General features: G+C 62.6%; 12 protein-coding genes. 9 read left to right on the top strand and 3 right to left on the bottom strand.

What is annotated here, in order from left to right; genetic code table 11:
- Positions 1-48 precede the first annotated feature (48 nt).
- Positions 49-819 carry a xanthine dehydrogenase accessory protein XdhC gene (gene xdhC, locus OKA05_RS14360; protein WP_264487853.1) on the top strand — a complete coding sequence of 257 codons (771 nt, stop codon included), beginning with the start codon at positions 49-51 and terminating at the stop codon, positions 817-819.
- A gap of 465 nt (positions 820-1,284) precedes the next feature.
- Here the strand turns inward: xdhC and glgP are convergent, their stop codons facing one another.
- A complete protein-coding gene (gene glgP, locus OKA05_RS14355) occupies positions 1,285-2,946 on the bottom strand; it encodes an alpha-glucan family phosphorylase (RefSeq protein WP_264487852.1) in 1,662 nt (553 codons plus the stop codon).
- 218 nt (positions 2,947-3,164) lie between these two features.
- On the opposite strand from glgP, the gene urtB reads away from it, so the two are divergent.
- The 8 genes from urtB (at position 3,165) to ureC (ending at position 10,420) form a co-directional block, all read left to right on the top strand.
- On the top strand, positions 3,165-4,877 hold the full coding sequence (gene urtB, locus OKA05_RS14350; RefSeq protein WP_264487851.1) for an urea ABC transporter permease subunit UrtB: 1,713 nt from the start codon (positions 3,165-3,167) through the stop codon (positions 4,875-4,877).
- Positions 4,877-6,007, top strand: a complete 1,131-nt coding sequence (gene urtC / locus OKA05_RS14345; RefSeq protein ID WP_264487850.1) for an urea ABC transporter permease subunit UrtC — start codon at positions 4,877-4,879, stop codon at positions 6,005-6,007. Before urtB ends, urtC begins: the two co-directional genes overlap by 1 nt.
- Positions 6,004-6,771, top strand: a complete 768-nt coding sequence (gene urtD, locus OKA05_RS14340; RefSeq protein ID WP_343226964.1) for an urea ABC transporter ATP-binding protein UrtD — start codon at positions 6,004-6,006, stop codon at positions 6,769-6,771. The genes urtC and urtD overlap by 4 nt, the downstream gene beginning before the upstream one ends.
- A gap of 10 nt (positions 6,772-6,781) precedes the next feature.
- The gene (gene urtE, locus OKA05_RS14335; protein ID WP_264487848.1) at positions 6,782-7,507 is read left to right on the top strand and encodes an urea ABC transporter ATP-binding subunit UrtE; all 726 of its coding nucleotides are present in this window, start codon (positions 6,782-6,784) and stop codon (positions 7,505-7,507) included.
- A gap of 118 nt (positions 7,508-7,625) precedes the next feature.
- Complete coding sequence (locus tag OKA05_RS14330) at positions 7,626-7,904, top strand: hypothetical protein (RefSeq protein WP_264487847.1); 279 nt, start codon at positions 7,626-7,628, stop codon at positions 7,902-7,904.
- 3 nt (positions 7,905-7,907) lie between these two features.
- Positions 7,908-8,210, top strand: a complete 303-nt coding sequence (locus tag OKA05_RS14325) for an urease subunit gamma (protein WP_264487846.1) — start codon at positions 7,908-7,910, stop codon at positions 8,208-8,210.
- A gap of 73 nt (positions 8,211-8,283) precedes the next feature.
- Complete coding sequence (locus OKA05_RS14320) at positions 8,284-8,592, top strand: urease subunit beta (RefSeq protein ID WP_264487845.1); 309 nt, start codon at positions 8,284-8,286, stop codon at positions 8,590-8,592.
- A gap of 106 nt (positions 8,593-8,698) precedes the next feature.
- Positions 8,699-10,420 (top strand): urease subunit alpha, encoded by a 1,722-nt coding sequence (ureC, locus tag OKA05_RS14315; RefSeq protein WP_264487844.1) that lies wholly within the window; start codon positions 8,699-8,701, stop codon positions 10,418-10,420.
- Between the two features lie 14 nt (positions 10,421-10,434).
- Here ureC and OKA05_RS14310 read toward each other — a convergent pair whose 3' ends face one another.
- Both OKA05_RS14310 and OKA05_RS14305 read right to left on the bottom strand, forming a co-directional pair.
- On the bottom strand, positions 10,435-11,259 hold the full coding sequence (locus OKA05_RS14310; protein ID WP_264487843.1) for a hypothetical protein: 825 nt from the start codon (positions 11,257-11,259) through the stop codon (positions 10,435-10,437).
- 23 nt (positions 11,260-11,282) lie between these two features.
- Complete coding sequence (locus tag OKA05_RS14305; protein WP_264487842.1) at positions 11,283-14,849, bottom strand: pilus assembly PilX N-terminal domain-containing protein; 3,567 nt, start codon at positions 14,847-14,849, stop codon at positions 11,283-11,285.
- Positions 14,850-15,116: the final 267 nt, after the last annotated feature.

Here is a 15,116-nt window from a genome sequence, read left to right as displayed (position 1 = left end):
GATGCCGCTGAAGTGCGACGGTCATAGACCGACGCTACATTGACTCACATGACGCCTTGGCAGGAAATCGCCCGCTTCACTGAAACCGGCACCGATGTCGTCGTCGTCACCGTTGCCGCCGCGCGTGGCAGCGTGCCGGGCGAGGCCGGGGCGAAAATGCTCGTCACCCGTGATGGCCTGCAAAGTGGCACGGTCGGCGGTGGGCGGATCGAAGCACGTGCGCTTGCCGAGGGGACTGAACTACTAGATTCATCGGAGGAAACCACCCGCCTCGTCTGCTGGAATCTCCAGCGCGACATCGGCATGACCTGCGGCGGGGAGATGACGCTGCTGTTCGAGCGCGTCGCCGCGAGGCCGCCATGGCATATCGTCATCTTCGGTGCCGGTCACATCGTGCAGGCGCTGGTGCCGGTGCTGCAGCCGCTTTCCTGCCGGATCGATGTGATCGATACCCGTGCCGATTGGCTGTCGCGGCTGCCAGCGGGGAAGAATATGGCGACGCACCCCGTGACGGTCTTCGAGGATGGCGTCGAGTTGGTCACCGGTCAGTCATTCGTGCTATCCATCACCAAGGGTCACGCCAGTGATGTGCCAGTCTTGCGCGAGGTGCTGGCGCGGTATCCCGGCATTCCGTTTCTCGGGGTCATCGGCAGTGCGTCGAAGCGGGCCGCCTTGCTCCGTGACTTGAGAGAAGCAGGCGCCGGGGAGGATTTGTTAGAGAAGATCACCTGCCCACTCGGTTTGCCGATCGGTGGCAACGATCCGCAAGAGATCGCGATCAGCATCGCGGCGCAGTTGTTAGAGAAACGAGGTTACTGAAGGTCCACTGGGAGCGCGGGGTTAATTCCGATTGACCGGTCGGGTGAACCTACCATCCAGGCGGGATAAATCCCGCGTTCCCAGTTTGCCGATCGCTTCTTCGTCCCAACGGGACGAGTCATAAGAGCCCGGCACGAAGTGCCGGGTGGGCAGGATAAACCGATCGCGTCACAACGTGACGCCTCATGCTTCTGACGGCCGTATTCCCGGACCGGATCCGGGCTCGCATTGAATGGCGCTCTGCGTCGGACATACACGGGACCAACACAGATGGGCGGGAGCTTGGGGGTGAATCCGCCGCACCCCCCATGAGGTGTCCCGTTGGGACACCATGCTTGCTGGCGGTCCACCCGGCACTTCGTGCCGGGCTGTTATGAGCCGTCCCGTTGGGACGGAGAATGACCATCCCGTTGGGACGAAAAAGGTCACTGCTGCCAGTGTCCCTCACCGGGAGGCCGGTCCTCCTCACGCGTAGATCTTCTCGTAGTACTCCGTGACCATCCGGTCGGAGTCGAAGAAGGGCACCACCTCGTTCATCGAGTTGAGCACCAGCTTCCACCAACCGTCGGGATCGCCGTAGTAGAGCGGGAGGATCTTTTGCTCCATGGCATCGTAGAAGCCGAGCAGGTCGTGGCGGTCGCGCGCTTCCGGGTCGAGGCTCGGGTCGGCGGGCGGGATGATGAAGCTGTTGTGACCGTCCTTGGAGAATTCGCAGACCCAGCCATCGTAGGTCGTGAGATTGACCGAGGCATTCATCGCGGCGGTCATGCCCGAGGTGCCGGAGGCTTCGCGGGTGACCACCGGGTTGTTCAGCCAGATGTCCGCGCCGTATTTCAACTGGCGCGAGAGTTCCAGCTCATAGCCGACGAGCACGGCGACATTCGGGAAGTCCTTGGTCGTCTGGACGAGGTGGTTGAAGGTCTCGATCGCGCCGAAGTCGAAGGGGAACGGCTTGCCGGCCCAGATGACCTGCACCGGGCGCTCGTTGTTGTTCACCAGCGAGCGGAACAGGCGGATGTCGCGGGTGATCAGGTCGGGGCGCTTGTAGCCGGCGAAACGACGGGCCCACACGATGGTGAGGACGTCGGGGTTGAAGAGCTTGCCGGTTTGGTTCGCGACGGTTTGGAAGAGGTTCGCCTTCAGCTCGCGCTTGCGGGTGGCGAGCGTGTGGATGTCGCTTTCCTGACGCGAGTTCTCCAGCCCCTTGTCCTTCCAGAAGCGAGCGTTCTGGGCATTGGTGATGTGGGTGATCGGGCAGATGTTCGGGAAGTGCTCCCACATCTTGCGGGAGACGTCGCCGTGGAGCTTCGAGACCGCGTTGGACAGGTGGCTCAGGCGCAGCGCGGCGAGCGAGTGATTGAAGACGTCACCGTCGATGCCGGTGATGCCGCGGATCGTATCCATCGCCACGTTGCCAAAGAAGGTGAAGTCATGGAGCAGCTTGAAGTCGTGCTTCTCGTTGCCCGCTTCTTCCGGCGTGTGGGTGGTGAAGACGAAGCGCTTCTTTACTTCATCCACGTTTCCGGTGCGTTCGAAGACGCGGAATGCAGCGGACAAGCCGTGGGCTTCGTTGAGGTGCCAGACTTCGGGATCCACGCCGAGTTCCTCCAGCAGCCTCGCGCCACCGGCACCGAGGACGATGTACTGGGCGATGCGGCGGAGGGGGTCATTGTCGTAGAGACGATGCGTGATGGCTCGGGAAAGGTGGTCGTTCTCGTCCAGATCCGTGGTGAGGAAGAACATCGGCACGGTGCCGAAGATATCGCCCGGGAGGAACATCGCCTTCACCCACACCGGGTGGCCGTGGACCGGCACTTGGAACTTGATGCCGGTGTCCTGCAGGAAGGCGTAGTGCTTCTTGCGGAACTGCACGGCCATCTCGCGCTCCTCGCCGCGGGCCTGATCGTAGTAACCGTAGGTCCACAGCATGCCGATGCCGCACAGATTCTGGCGGAGTGCGGCGGCGGAGCGCATGTGAGAGCCGGCGAGGAAGCCAAGGCCGCCCGAGTAGATCTTGAAGATCTGGTCGATCGCGAATTCGCAGGAGAAATAGACGGCGCTTTTCGAGAACTTCGGGTCGATCTCGTAGGCGTGGGAGAATGGTTTCGGGAGAAAGGATCCGGACATGGGTGCTGCGGGATGAAAGGGAATGTCGCTGATAGCGTGGCGGTTTGGGGGGTGGCTACCGCAGTTAGGGTTGGGCTAGCCGGGCGGATTTGTCGAGCCCGGGCGACGGGGATGCGATTTCCGTACCAGCTCGTCCGATTTTGCGGAAGCCGGGTGGGAAGAGGTGACAGAGACGGCGGGGTGGAGTGGCACGGCGGGTGCTCTTGCGTAGATTCACCATGTCACTCGCACCTTCAGGGAGAATGGGAATTGCCGGCGTCAGGCTGTGCGCGTGGCTTGTTCTTTTGACGGGACTTTTTGCCTCGCTGCCGCTTTCCGCGCAAGAACCCGCCGCCAAGACACCGCGGGAAATCGTCGCCGAAGCCACGGTCCTGATGGACGTGGACCAGCAAAAGGCGCTCGTGGAATCCCTTGCCACAGCGAGCGCGGACGAGGTGGTCCCGCTGCTCACGAAATGGAAAGAGGGCGAGATTTATCAATATCAGGATGCCGCGGGGAACAACTTGGCGGTGCTGCTGGGCGGCGAGCCGGACGGTGACGGGAAAGTCACGATGGCGGCGCTCGCCGACGGCAAGCCGGTCACCGCGGAAGACGGCACACCGCTGCGGGTGACCAAGGATGACCTCTACATGGCGGACACCGATTCATCGCTGCGCCGCGTGATGAAGGGCGTGACCGACCGCCTCGCGCTCTCTTCCCCGGACATCGCCAAGCGGATGCGGGCTGTGCAGGACACGGGGCTGGAGCAGGATCTGGCGAAGCTCCCGCTGCTGGAACAACTCGCGGCCACCGAGAAGAGCGGCAAGATCAAGGACGCGCTCGCCGAGGCCATCGCGATGCTGAAGCTGCGATCCGAGGACGCGGCGGTCCGCGATGTCGCCGTGAAGGAGCTTGGCGCGATGGGCTCGATCGCCTCGCAAGGCGCGATCAAGACCGTGCGGGGCGATGCGGAGAAAGCCGGTCAGGTCAGCCTGGTTGCGGCCTGCGACGCGGCCCAGACGGAGATCGACTCGCACATTTCGTTCGTGAACTCCGCCGGCACGGTGTTCCGCGGACTTTCCAAAGGCAGCATCCTGCTGATTGCCGCGATCGGCCTTGCGATCACCTTCGGCCTGATGGGCGTGATCAACATGGCCCACGGCGAACTCATCGTGGTGGGTGCCTATACCACCTACATCGTGCAGAACATCTTCGCGAAGTGGAACCTCTCCGGATTCGCTGGGGATGCTTACTTCCTGATTGCGATCCCCGCGAGTTTCCTGACCGCCGCTTTGGTCGGGCTGGTTTTGGAACGAGGGATCATCCGCTTCCTCTACAAGCGGCCGCTTGAGTCGCTGCTCGCGACCTGGGGTGTCTCGATGGTGATGCAGCAGCTCTTCCGCCTGATCTTCGGCGCGAACAATGTGCAGGTGGACAGCCCGGGCTTCCTCTCGGGGAACTGGACCGTGAATGACATCGTCTTCGGCTGGAACCGCGTGTTCGTGATCGGGTTCGCGGTGCTGATCATCTTCCTGACCTGGGCGACGCTCAACAAGACCTCGCTCGGGCTGCTGATTCGCGCCGTGATGCAGAACCGCAGCATGGCTGCTTGCATGGGCATTCGCACGGAGCGCGTGAACATGATGACCTTTGCCTTCGGCAGCGGCCTCGCCGGGCTCGCGGGCGCGTTCCTTTCCCAGATCGGCAACGTCGGGCCGAATCTCGGCCAGGACTACATCGTGGACTCCTTCATGACCGTCGTGGTCGGCGGCGTGGGGAATATCTTCGGCACCGTGATCAGCGCGCTTGGCATCGGCATGGCCGACCAGTCGCTCCAGCAGATCCTTGGTGATCCAGTCACCGGCAAGATCCTCGTGCTCGGTGCCATCATCCTCTTCCTCCAGTGGAAGCCCTCGGGCCTCTTCGCCACCCGCTCCCGTAGCCTCGACTGATGAATACCTCGCTCTCTGCCAAGGCTCCGACCATTGGCCTCGCCGCCGTCGCGCTCTTCCTCGTGGTCGGGATGCCTGCGCTCAATGCAGCGGGCGTGATCGAAGACTTCTATCTCAATACCTGGGGCAAGTATCTCTGCTACGCGATCCTCGCCATTTCCGTGGATCTGCTATGGGGCTACACCGGCTTGCTCTGTCTCGGTCAATCGCTGTTCTTTTCGCTCGGTGGCTACATGTTCGGCATGCACCTGATGCTGATGATCGGGCCGGATGCCGTTTACAAAAGCGCGCTGCCCGATTTCATGGACTTCATGGGGCGGAAGGAACTGCCCGGCTTCTGGGAGCCCTTCCATTCGTTCCCGTTCGCGGCGTTGATGGTCTTCCTGCTGCCTGGCCTGTTGGCCGGCATCTTCGGCTACCTTGCCTTCCGCTCTCGCATCAAGGGGGTCTATTTCTCGATCCTCACGCAAGCGCTGACCTACGGCGCGGCGCTGATGTTCTTCCGCAATGAACTCTACATGGGCGGGAACAATGGCTTCACCGACTTCCGCAGCATCCTCGGTGCGGACATCCGGCTGCCGGAGACGAAGCGCATGCTCTACATCGCGTCCGCGGTCACGCTGGTGCTGGTCTTCATCTTCTGCAAGTGGCTGACGACTTCGCGCTATGGCCTGATCCAGCGTGCGATCCGGGATAGCGAGAACCGAGTGCTCTTCTCCGGTTACTCGGCCGCGAATTTCAAGCTCTTCGTCTTCGTCATCAGCGGCATGATCGCGGCCATTGGCGGGGCACTCTACGTCCCTCAGGTCGGCATCATTAATCCCAGCGAGATGATGACGGAGAAGTCGCTCGAAGCCGTCGTGTGGGTGGCCGTCGGAGGCCGTGGCACGCTCTTCGGCCCGATCATCGGGGCGATTGCGGTGAATGCCTTCAAGAGCTGGGCGAGCAACAAGTTTCCCGATCTCTGGCCGCTGATCCTGGGTGGCTCCTTTGTGCTCGTGGTGCTGTTCATGCCGAAGGGCATCGTCGGCATCCCCGGCCAGATCCGCGCACTGATTGCCCGCCGCGAGGACCGCAGGTTGGCAGCCGCCGAAGACGAACTCCTCAACTCCGCCGCGAAGACCAAATGAGCATGCAGCATTACCTCCTGGCCGCGGAGGGACTCAACAAGTCCTTCTCCGGATTCCAGGCGATCCGCGACCTGAACTTCGCCCTTGAGAAAGGCGAGCTGCGCACCGTCATCGGTCCCAATGGCGCGGGCAAGACCACCTTCCTCGACCTCATCACCGGCCGCACCAAGCCGGACAGTGGCACGCTCCACTTCGAGCAGACGCATGATCTGCTCAAGATGAACGAGTATCAGATCTATCGGCTCGGCATTGGCCGGAAGTTCCAGACGCCGACGGTGTATGTGGATCATTCGGTGCGGGAGAATCTGCTGCTCTCGCTTGCCGGTTCGCGCGGCATCCTTCACTCGCTCTTTGGCCGGGTGAAGAAGGAGCAGGAAGTCCGCATGGATGAGATCCTCCACACCATCAAGCTCACCGACCGCGCCCACGCCAAGGCCGGATCGCTCGCCCACGGCCAGAAGCAGTGGCTGGAGATCGGCATGCTGCTCGCGCAAGATGCGAAGCTGCTGCTGGTCGATGAACCCGCCGCGGGCATGACCGATGAGGAAACGCACCGCACCGGCGAACTGCTGCTTTCGCTCGCGGGCAAGCACACGATCGTCGTCATCGAGCACGACATGACCTTCGTCCGCCAGATTTCCGAAGGCCGCCTCGTCACCGTGCTCCACCAGGGCAACGTCCTTTGCGAGGGATCGGTGGACAAGGTGCAGAACGATGAGCGCGTCATCGAAGTTTACCTCGGTCGAAAGAAGAAAGCCGCTTGATTGAAGTACGATGAGTGCCGTAGCCACCGAAGCCCCGACCCTTTCCGTCAGCGATCTGTCCGTGTCGATTGGCGGCAGCCGCATCCTTCGCGGCGTGAGCCTGGAGATCCGGCCAAAGACCGTCTTCTGCCTGATGGGCCGCAACGGCGTGGGTAAAACCACCACCCTCAAGGCGATCACCGGCCTAATGGCGGCCGACAATGGCTCCATCTCGCTTGAAGGTGAAGTGCTCTCGCGTCTCAGCGCGGAACGGCGGGCGCTCAAGGGCCTCGGCTTCGTCCCGCAGGGTCGGGAGATCTTCCCGCAGCTCACGGTGGAGGAGAATCTCTACGTGGGCACCATCGCCCGAGGGCGGAAGCCGAAGAAGGAGGAAGTCGATCGTGTTTTCACGCTATTCCCCATCATCAAGGAGTTCCTGCCGCGCAAGGGCGGCATGCTTTCGGGCGGCCAGCAGCAGCAGCTCGCGATCGGTCGTGCGCTGCTGACCCGGCCGAAGCTTCTCATTCTCGACGAGCCCACGGAGGGCATCCAGCCGAACATTATCGATCAGATCGGCGAGGCCATCAAGATGCTGCGCGAGGAAGGCGAGATGGCGATTCTACTAGTCGAACAGTACTTGGATTTCTGCAAGGAGCTCGGCGATGACTTTTGCATCCTCGAGCGCGGTCGTGTCGCCGCCAATGGCCCGATGACCGGCCTCACCGACGAACTCATCAAGGAATTCCTCACCGTCTGACCCTGGCCATGTTCTTCAAGAATCAGGACTAGGATGGATGGGATGAATAGGATGGGATCCGGTGCCTGTCTTTATCCCATTCATCCTATCCATCCCGGTCCCACTTTCTTTCGTCATCATGATCCGCGAAACCCTCCGCAAGCTGCTGTTAGGCTTGTTTGCCTTGCTGCCCGCCATCGCTGCCGCCCATCCGGGCCACTATCATCCGCCGGGCGAGGACGATGAGTTCGACCAGTTCCGCGCCGATTGGCTGCACCTGCATGGCTGGATGGAGGTCGCGTTGGCTGCGATGCTTGTGACTTCGGTTTTGCTGTTCCACTTCAACAAGAGCCGCAAGGTCCGCATCGGCGCGGTCATCGCCTTCGGTGGATCGCTTGCACTGCTCGCCGCGTCTTGACTCATGCACCTGTCCCCCCGCGAACAGGAGAAGCTGTTGGTGGTCGTGGCTGGCGACCTTGCTCGCCGCCGTCGTGACCGTGGCTTGAAGCTGAACTATCCTGAGGTCATCGCCTTGATCACCTCCGAACTTTTCGAGGGAGCCCGCGACGGCAAGTCCGTGGCCGAACTCATGAGCTACGGCACCACGCTCGTCACCCGCGACGAGGTCATGGAAGGCGTCGCGGAAATGATCCACGACATCCAGGTCGAGGCGACCTTCCCCGATGGCACCAAGCTGGTCACCGTTCACCACCCAGTGAGATGAAGAAGATCGTAGATGGCAGATGGTGGATCGTGGATGCCTCTCACGCCCGGAGCTTTTCATCCCCCATCTCAGAATGATCCCTGGAGAAGTCATCACGCCCGACGGCGTCATCGAGCTAAACACCGGCCTTGAGAAGCTGAGGCTCGCCGTGGCGAATACCGGGGATCGTCCGGTGCAGGTGGGCAGCCACTTCCACTTCGCGGAGGTGAATGAGGCGCTGGAGTTCGACCGGGTCGCTGCCCGTGGCTTTCGCTTGGACATTCCTGCGGGCACGGCGATCCGCTTCGAGCCCGGCGATACGCGGGAAGTGCCCTTGGTCGCGTTTGCAGGCAAGCGCGAGATCTACGGGCTGAACAACAAGGTGAACGGGCCTTTGGGATGAAGATGAATCGAGAGAGCACTGGGAGCGCGGAATTTATTCCGCCTGTACGACCATCGAGTGCTTCGGGCGGAATGAATTCCGCGCTCCCAGTGCCGCTGCTACTTCCATGAACCAAACCCGCGCCAACTACGCTGGCACTTTCGGACCCACCGTGGGCGACCGGGTGCGCCTTGCGGATACGGAGCTTTTCATCGAAGTCGAGCGCGACCTCGTGGCGGAGAAGGGCGGCTATGGCAATGAGGTGAAGTTCGGCGGCGGCAAGGTCATCCGCGATGGCATGGCGCAGTCGCCGGTCGCGTGTGATGCCGATTGCCTCGACCTCGTCATCACCAACGCGCTCATCCTCGATGCCGCGCAGGGGGTGATCAAAGCCGACATCGGCATCAAGTACGGCCGGATCGTCGGCATCGGCCACGCGGGGAATCCGCTGCTGCAGGATGGCATCGACATGGTCATCGGCGCGGGCACCGAGGTCATCGCCGGTGAAGGCTGCATCATCACCGCCGGCGGTATCGATACGCACATTCATTTCATCTGTCCCCAGCAGATCGAGCATGCCATTGCCAGCGGCGTGACCACGCTCATCGGCGGTGGAACGGGTCCGGCGCACGGCACCTACGCCACCACCTGCACGCCGGGGAAGTGGAACATCCGCCGGATGTTAGAGGCGGCGGAAGCGTTCCCGATCAATCTTGGCTTCCTCGGCAAGGGCAACTGCTCCTCGCCCGAGCCGCTGCGCGAGCAAGTCCTCGCCGGAGCGATCGGCCTGAAGCTTCACGAAGACTGGGGCACCACCCCCGCTGCGATCGACACTTGCCTCAGCGTTGCCGATGAACTGGACGTGCAGGTCGCCATCCACACTGACACGCTCAATGAAGCCGGCTTCGTGGAGAGCACGCTGGCCGCGTTCAAAGGCCGCACCATTCACACCTATCACTCCGAGGGTGCTGGCGGCGGTCACGCGCCGGACATCATCCGCGTTTGCGGCGAGGCCAACGTGCTGCCCTCGTCCACCAATCCGACGCGGCCTTTTACCGTGAACACGATCGATGAGCATCTCGACATGCTCATGGTCTGCCACCATCTCGACTCGCGGATTCCCGAGGATGTCGCCTTCGCCGAAAGCCGCATCCGCCCGGAGACCATCGCGGCGGAAGATTTGCTCCATGACCTAGGCGCGATCTCGATGATGTCCTCCGACTCGCAGGCCATGGGCCGGATCGGAGAGGTCATCACGCGCACCTGGCAGACGGCGCACAAGATGAAGGTGCAGTTCGGCCCGCTCGAAGGACCGTCGCATCCCGCCGCCGACAATTTCCGCGCGCTGCGCTACGTCGCCAAGTATACGATCTGCCCGGCCATCACCCATGGCATCGCCCACGAGGTCGGCAGCATCGAGGTCGGTAAACTCGCCGACCTCGTGATCTGGAAGCCGGCCTTCTTCGGCGTGAAACCCGAGACAATCCTCAAGGGCGGCCTCATCGCGTGGGCGAACATGGGCGATCCGAATGCCTCGATTCCTACGCCGCAGCCGATGATGTATCGCCCGCAATTCGGCGCCTTCGGCAAGGCCATCCGCTCGACTTCGCTCACCTTCGTCAGCCAGGCCGCGCTCGATTCCGGCTCACTCGATGACCTCGGCTTGCAGAAGCGACTCGTGGCCGTGAAGGGCTGCCGCACCGTTACCAAGGCGGACCTGCCCTTCAACGACGCGATGCCGAAGATCACCGTCGATCCCGAGACCTACACCGTCACCGCCGACGGCCGCGAGCTGCGCTGCGAGCCCATGGCCGAGCTGCCGATGGCGCAGCGGTATTTCTTGTTTTGAATCCCGCGCCGCGGTCAGGGCGTCTTCTTCTCCGGATACTCGGTGGCGGGCCGGAATTCGCCCGGGGGAACGGTCGAGGCGGCGTATTTTCCGCCGCGGAAGGACTCCTGGGCGGTGACTTCGTAGGCGATGAGAATCGAGGTGCTGCCTTTGGCGAGCGTCAGGCGGTCTTCGTAGAGGGAAGGCAGGAACTTGCCGCCGCCATTCATGGCGAGGGCCACGGCGGCATTGGGTTGGGCCTTGCCCGGCGCGGGTTTCCAGACATGGCGCTTGAGCGGAGGCAGCAGGATCTTGGTCGCGCCCTCAAACACCGCGCCGCAGGAGGCCGCCATCGAGGCATTCGCCACGAGGATCTGCGGGACCTGGGACTGGGGAACGGGTATGAAAGTGACCGTCGGCTTGGTCCACTTTTTCTCGCCCAGTGGTTTGGTGAGCAGCACCAGCACGCAGCGTGCGTCCGCGGGGACCACGCATTTCTCGAGGCTGGTCATGGCATCGACCGCAGTGCCGGTTTTGATCTGGAGCGTGACCTCCGTGTCGGCCACCGGCGTGCGCACCGGCGTGCCGATGGCATTGAGGAAACACGGGATCTGGTAGGTGGTATTGCCCTTCTTCACATAGACGGCATTCGGCGGCACCTCGGTGGGATCGACTTCCTTGACCTGCACGCCACTGCCTTGTCCTCCCGCTGCGGGCGCGGCTCCTTTTTCAAACTCGGCGAGCGGCACCGGTCCCACCGGCACCACGATGAAATCGACGAAGTGGCCTTCAGGCAGCGGTTCGGCCGTGAGCGGCAGGATCAAGGCGGCAAGGGCCGGAATCAGACGACGCAAAAACATGGGATCAACGATAGCAAAGCGATTCAGATCTCACTAGGGGCCAACCAGCGGAAACTCTCAATGACATAACGGCGGCCCCAGTCGGTTTTGTTCGCCTCGACGAGAGGATTGAGGCCGTTGGTCGAAGGATCGGGCGTGATGGGGACCGGCGAACGCTGCACGACCGCCTCGCACCAGACCTTGGCAGTGAGATTGCCGTTCGCGTCGTGGGCTTCGCCGCAGGCGCGGACGACGAAGGTGTCGCCGCGGGCGACGAGCACCGGCCCGAGCTGCTGGAGGATGTCGGCCTGGGTGAGCTGCGAGGCGGCGTCGAAGCCTTCGGGGCGCGTCGCACCTCGGGGACGCGAGTGGTACACGGAGTACTGCTGCACGATCGGGGTGAGGGCGGGACCACCCCAGTAGGGTGCTCCGTAGTTGAATTGGTTGGCGGCTGCGTTGGAGTCCGGCAGCTTCAGTTCTGCGTTGTTGGTGCCGTTATCGTTGATCTGGGTCGTCTGATCCAAAGCGGCCTGGAGGGTTCCCGCGAAGACCGTTTCCGCCTTGGTGGCGTCCGACGTGGTGCCGAGACGGCGGTTGACGAAATCCGCGACCCCGAGGAACGGCGCGCGCTTCTTCACCTGAGCCACGATGGCCACCGCCAAGGTGTCGATTTCCTCATCCGAAAGCTTGCGATAGTCACGCCAGAAACGGTCGCTGGAGGCATCGAGAGCGCTTGGTGTGGAGGAGCCGCGGGTGATGAGGTGGCCTGGAAATCCGGCTCCTTCGTCAGGGTCGGAGTTAGAATCTCCCGGAACGTTCACCTTGCGGAACGAGCGCAGCAGGCTCTTCCAGGCAGTGACGCTGGTGGAGTTCACGTTGAAGCCACCGTCCAGCAAGAGCGCCTGGGCGGAGCGATGGAAGTCGAGGAGCTCGGACTGGTTGTCGGCCTGTGGGACGGCGGAGTTGATGACGAGCCGCGAATTCGGAAGAGGCATGGTTGAATCCCAGCGATCACCGTCCCAGCCGTTACCGGTCCGCGGGATGGCGGACAGGAAGTAGCGGTCCCACAAGGCCTGGTTCAGTTCGAACGAGAGATCGTTGACCAGCACCTCCCTGGGCACCTGGTTGAAGCCGGTGATGTCGGGATTGTTGGAAGAGGTGAGCTTGGAAACCTTGTCGGTCCACTGCGTCGTTTCGGTTCTTTCCGGGTTCGAAGTGAAGTTGCCCACCGGGACGAATGGCGACGGGATCGAGTTTCCGATGGCATGGGTCGGATGCCAGGTGAACGGCGAGAGGGGGACGTGCTGCAGGGCGCCAAGGCTGGTCAACGGCGTGTCCGGCAAGGGGATGTCATACACCGGATAGACGCTGCTGGCGGTGGCAAAGGAGGCGTCGGTGAATACTGCGGTGCGATACATCGATCCCGAGGGGGCGCGGCGCGGCATCACTTCCGGATCCAGCCATGGCGACCATTGGCGGGCTTGGGCGCAGACGCCATAGGTGTAGAGGTGAGGGCCGAAGGTGCTCATTTCGCCCCCCGTCATCGCGGTGTACTGCATGCCGAACATGTTGTCGGTGGGCCAGCGGTGGATGTTCGGCGCGTTGATGTTGTGATGGGCGAGCAGGGCACCATACCACGGCTCCTTGTTCGGACCACCGTGGACGCGGTTGGAGTAGGTTTCGTACTGGAAGCGGAAGCGTCCGCCGTAGGCGAGCAGCGAGTCGGGCGGAATCTTGCCGTTCTTCACGTCGGAAAAATGGCGGATGTTCCGCTTGGTGTAGTCGGGCAGCCAGCGGCCATTGTTGTCCCGCGAGAAGTTGTCCATGGAGAGCTGCCGGACCGCCGGGCTGCCGTTGCTGCTCAGCAGGCTGGTGGCCGTCGCTGCCCCGCTCCCGCTGAGGGCGTGAAGGGTGATCGTCTGGGTGCGGCCGTCGATCTTGCTACCGTTCCAATAGGTGTTTCCACCTTGGTTATACTTGAGCACCAACGTCGATTGGTTCACGGCCCCGAGGGTGTTTGACGCCCACTCGTTGGTGAAGCAGCCGAGATCGGCGGGGCTGGCGCTGGCCGTGAGCGCGTTGCTCCGCAGGTCGTTGGCGTTGAAAGGCCGGTTTCCGCCGGGCGAGCTGAAGGTCAGCGCCTCGCCGGGCTCGAAGTCGGTGGGCGGGACGTAGAAGCCCAGCAGCCGCGCCTTCTGACCGGGGCTGGTGCTGTTGTTGATGCTTTTCGTAACGTCCGTGCCATTGGTGTCCTTGTAAGTGCAGTCGATGGTTTGGCCGCGGTAGAATTCGAAGAGCACGACATGGCCGGTGGTCTTCATTTTGACCGAGAACGGGTTCCATAGCACCACCCGCGGATAGATCAGCTCGATGAGGCGGCTGGAGGCTGGCGCTCCTTCCAGCACGTGATTGAGGTAATACACCGCCTCGGTCATCACGGGCTGGATGACCGGCTTCACGAATTTCACACCGGGATCCACGATGTTCACGTTGCCTTGGCCGGTGGTATTCGGGAGTTGGGTGGCGATGCTGAAATCACCGCCGGAGCGGCTGACTTGCTTCCGCAGGTCATACCAGTTGCGCAGCATGCCGAACTTCGGGCCCGACTTCGTCCGCGTGGTGCCGAGGATGCCGTTCAGCGCGGTGGTGTCGGTGATGGCTGTAATGGGCCCAAGCGCCGGGGCGACGCCATTCTCCAGGTACGCGGTCAGGTCTCCCTTGAGCCCACCGCCCATGGGATCCGCGAGCAGCGAGCGGCTGGAGGTGGTGAATTCATCGTCGTGCTCCAGGCCATACGTCCGGAAATCCGAGAGGGCCATCCCTCCGGCCACCGGCGACAGCATCAGCTGGTTCCGGCTGACGACCTTGGCGGCCTCCCCGACCTCCAACGCCTCCCCTTGGAAAAATGCCGTGCCGTCGGACGTCTGCGGTGAGAGCCAGCGGCGCATCCCATTGTCCGAAGGCTTCGCCGAGTCCGGCTGGGAGGCCTGATAGGGGTCCTCGAGATTGAGCCGCGCCTTGGTGCTCTCGTCGGAAACGTGGTAGGCGAATGCGCCCTTCGCCGGGTTGGCCACGACGGTTTTTCGCACCCGGATGGGCGAACTTCCGGAGCGAACCTTCACCGAGTCCGCGTCCGCGAGGGCCACTGTCGGGTCCGCGTTCGTGCCGTTCATGCCGCTCACCAGCCAGGTGAGGACTTGGTCGGGGGCTTTGTAGGTCTGGCCTTGGCGGCGGTCGGTGTAGCCGGTGCCAGACCGGGTGTCCGTCCGGATGATCCCAGTGCCGGCGGCCTCCCCTTTCAGGGCATCCGTCCGCCACACGCCGACCCATTTGTCATTGGCCGGATTGCCGGGCAGGATTGAGGAAGTCGCGGTGACCCGCTTGTCCGGACCGGCGAATTTCTGCAAGTCGCCCACCGCCAGCATGACGGCCAGCCGGGCATTCGCCTTGGCCACCGCCATCGCCTCCCCGTGGGACGACGAGCGTACTGAGATTGTGGAGAGTGTGAGCAGTCCCACGGCGAGCACCGTGAGCAAGACCATCAGCGACAAGCTGACAACCAAGGCGAAACCCCGAGACTGCCGGCCACGCCGGGAGGCTTTGTTAATCATGAACATGGCAAAAAAACGATTTCCTCGACCATACGACCTTGCTTTGTAATTACAATCCGGAATTTCATTGCGAGATTTCATGGTCAAAAATGAGCAGTTTTAGATCCATTCCCGCACTTCATCCGCAAATTTCGGTCTGGCTGGAACCCGGCCTGCCCGCGGCAAGCTCGCGATCTTCCGCGGGAAGTGCGGGAAAAGACCCTCCGAGGCCGCCCCAGCCGGGTGGCCTGCACGCCCTGTCCCGACATTTCCTCCGTCACCGCCGAG

This window comes from Luteolibacter arcticus (assembly GCF_025950235.1).
GTDB lineage: Bacteria > Verrucomicrobiota > Verrucomicrobiia > Verrucomicrobiales > Akkermansiaceae > Haloferula > Haloferula arctica.
Note: the sequence above shows the minus strand (reverse complement) of the source record. Positions and strands in the feature narration are given on the sequence as shown.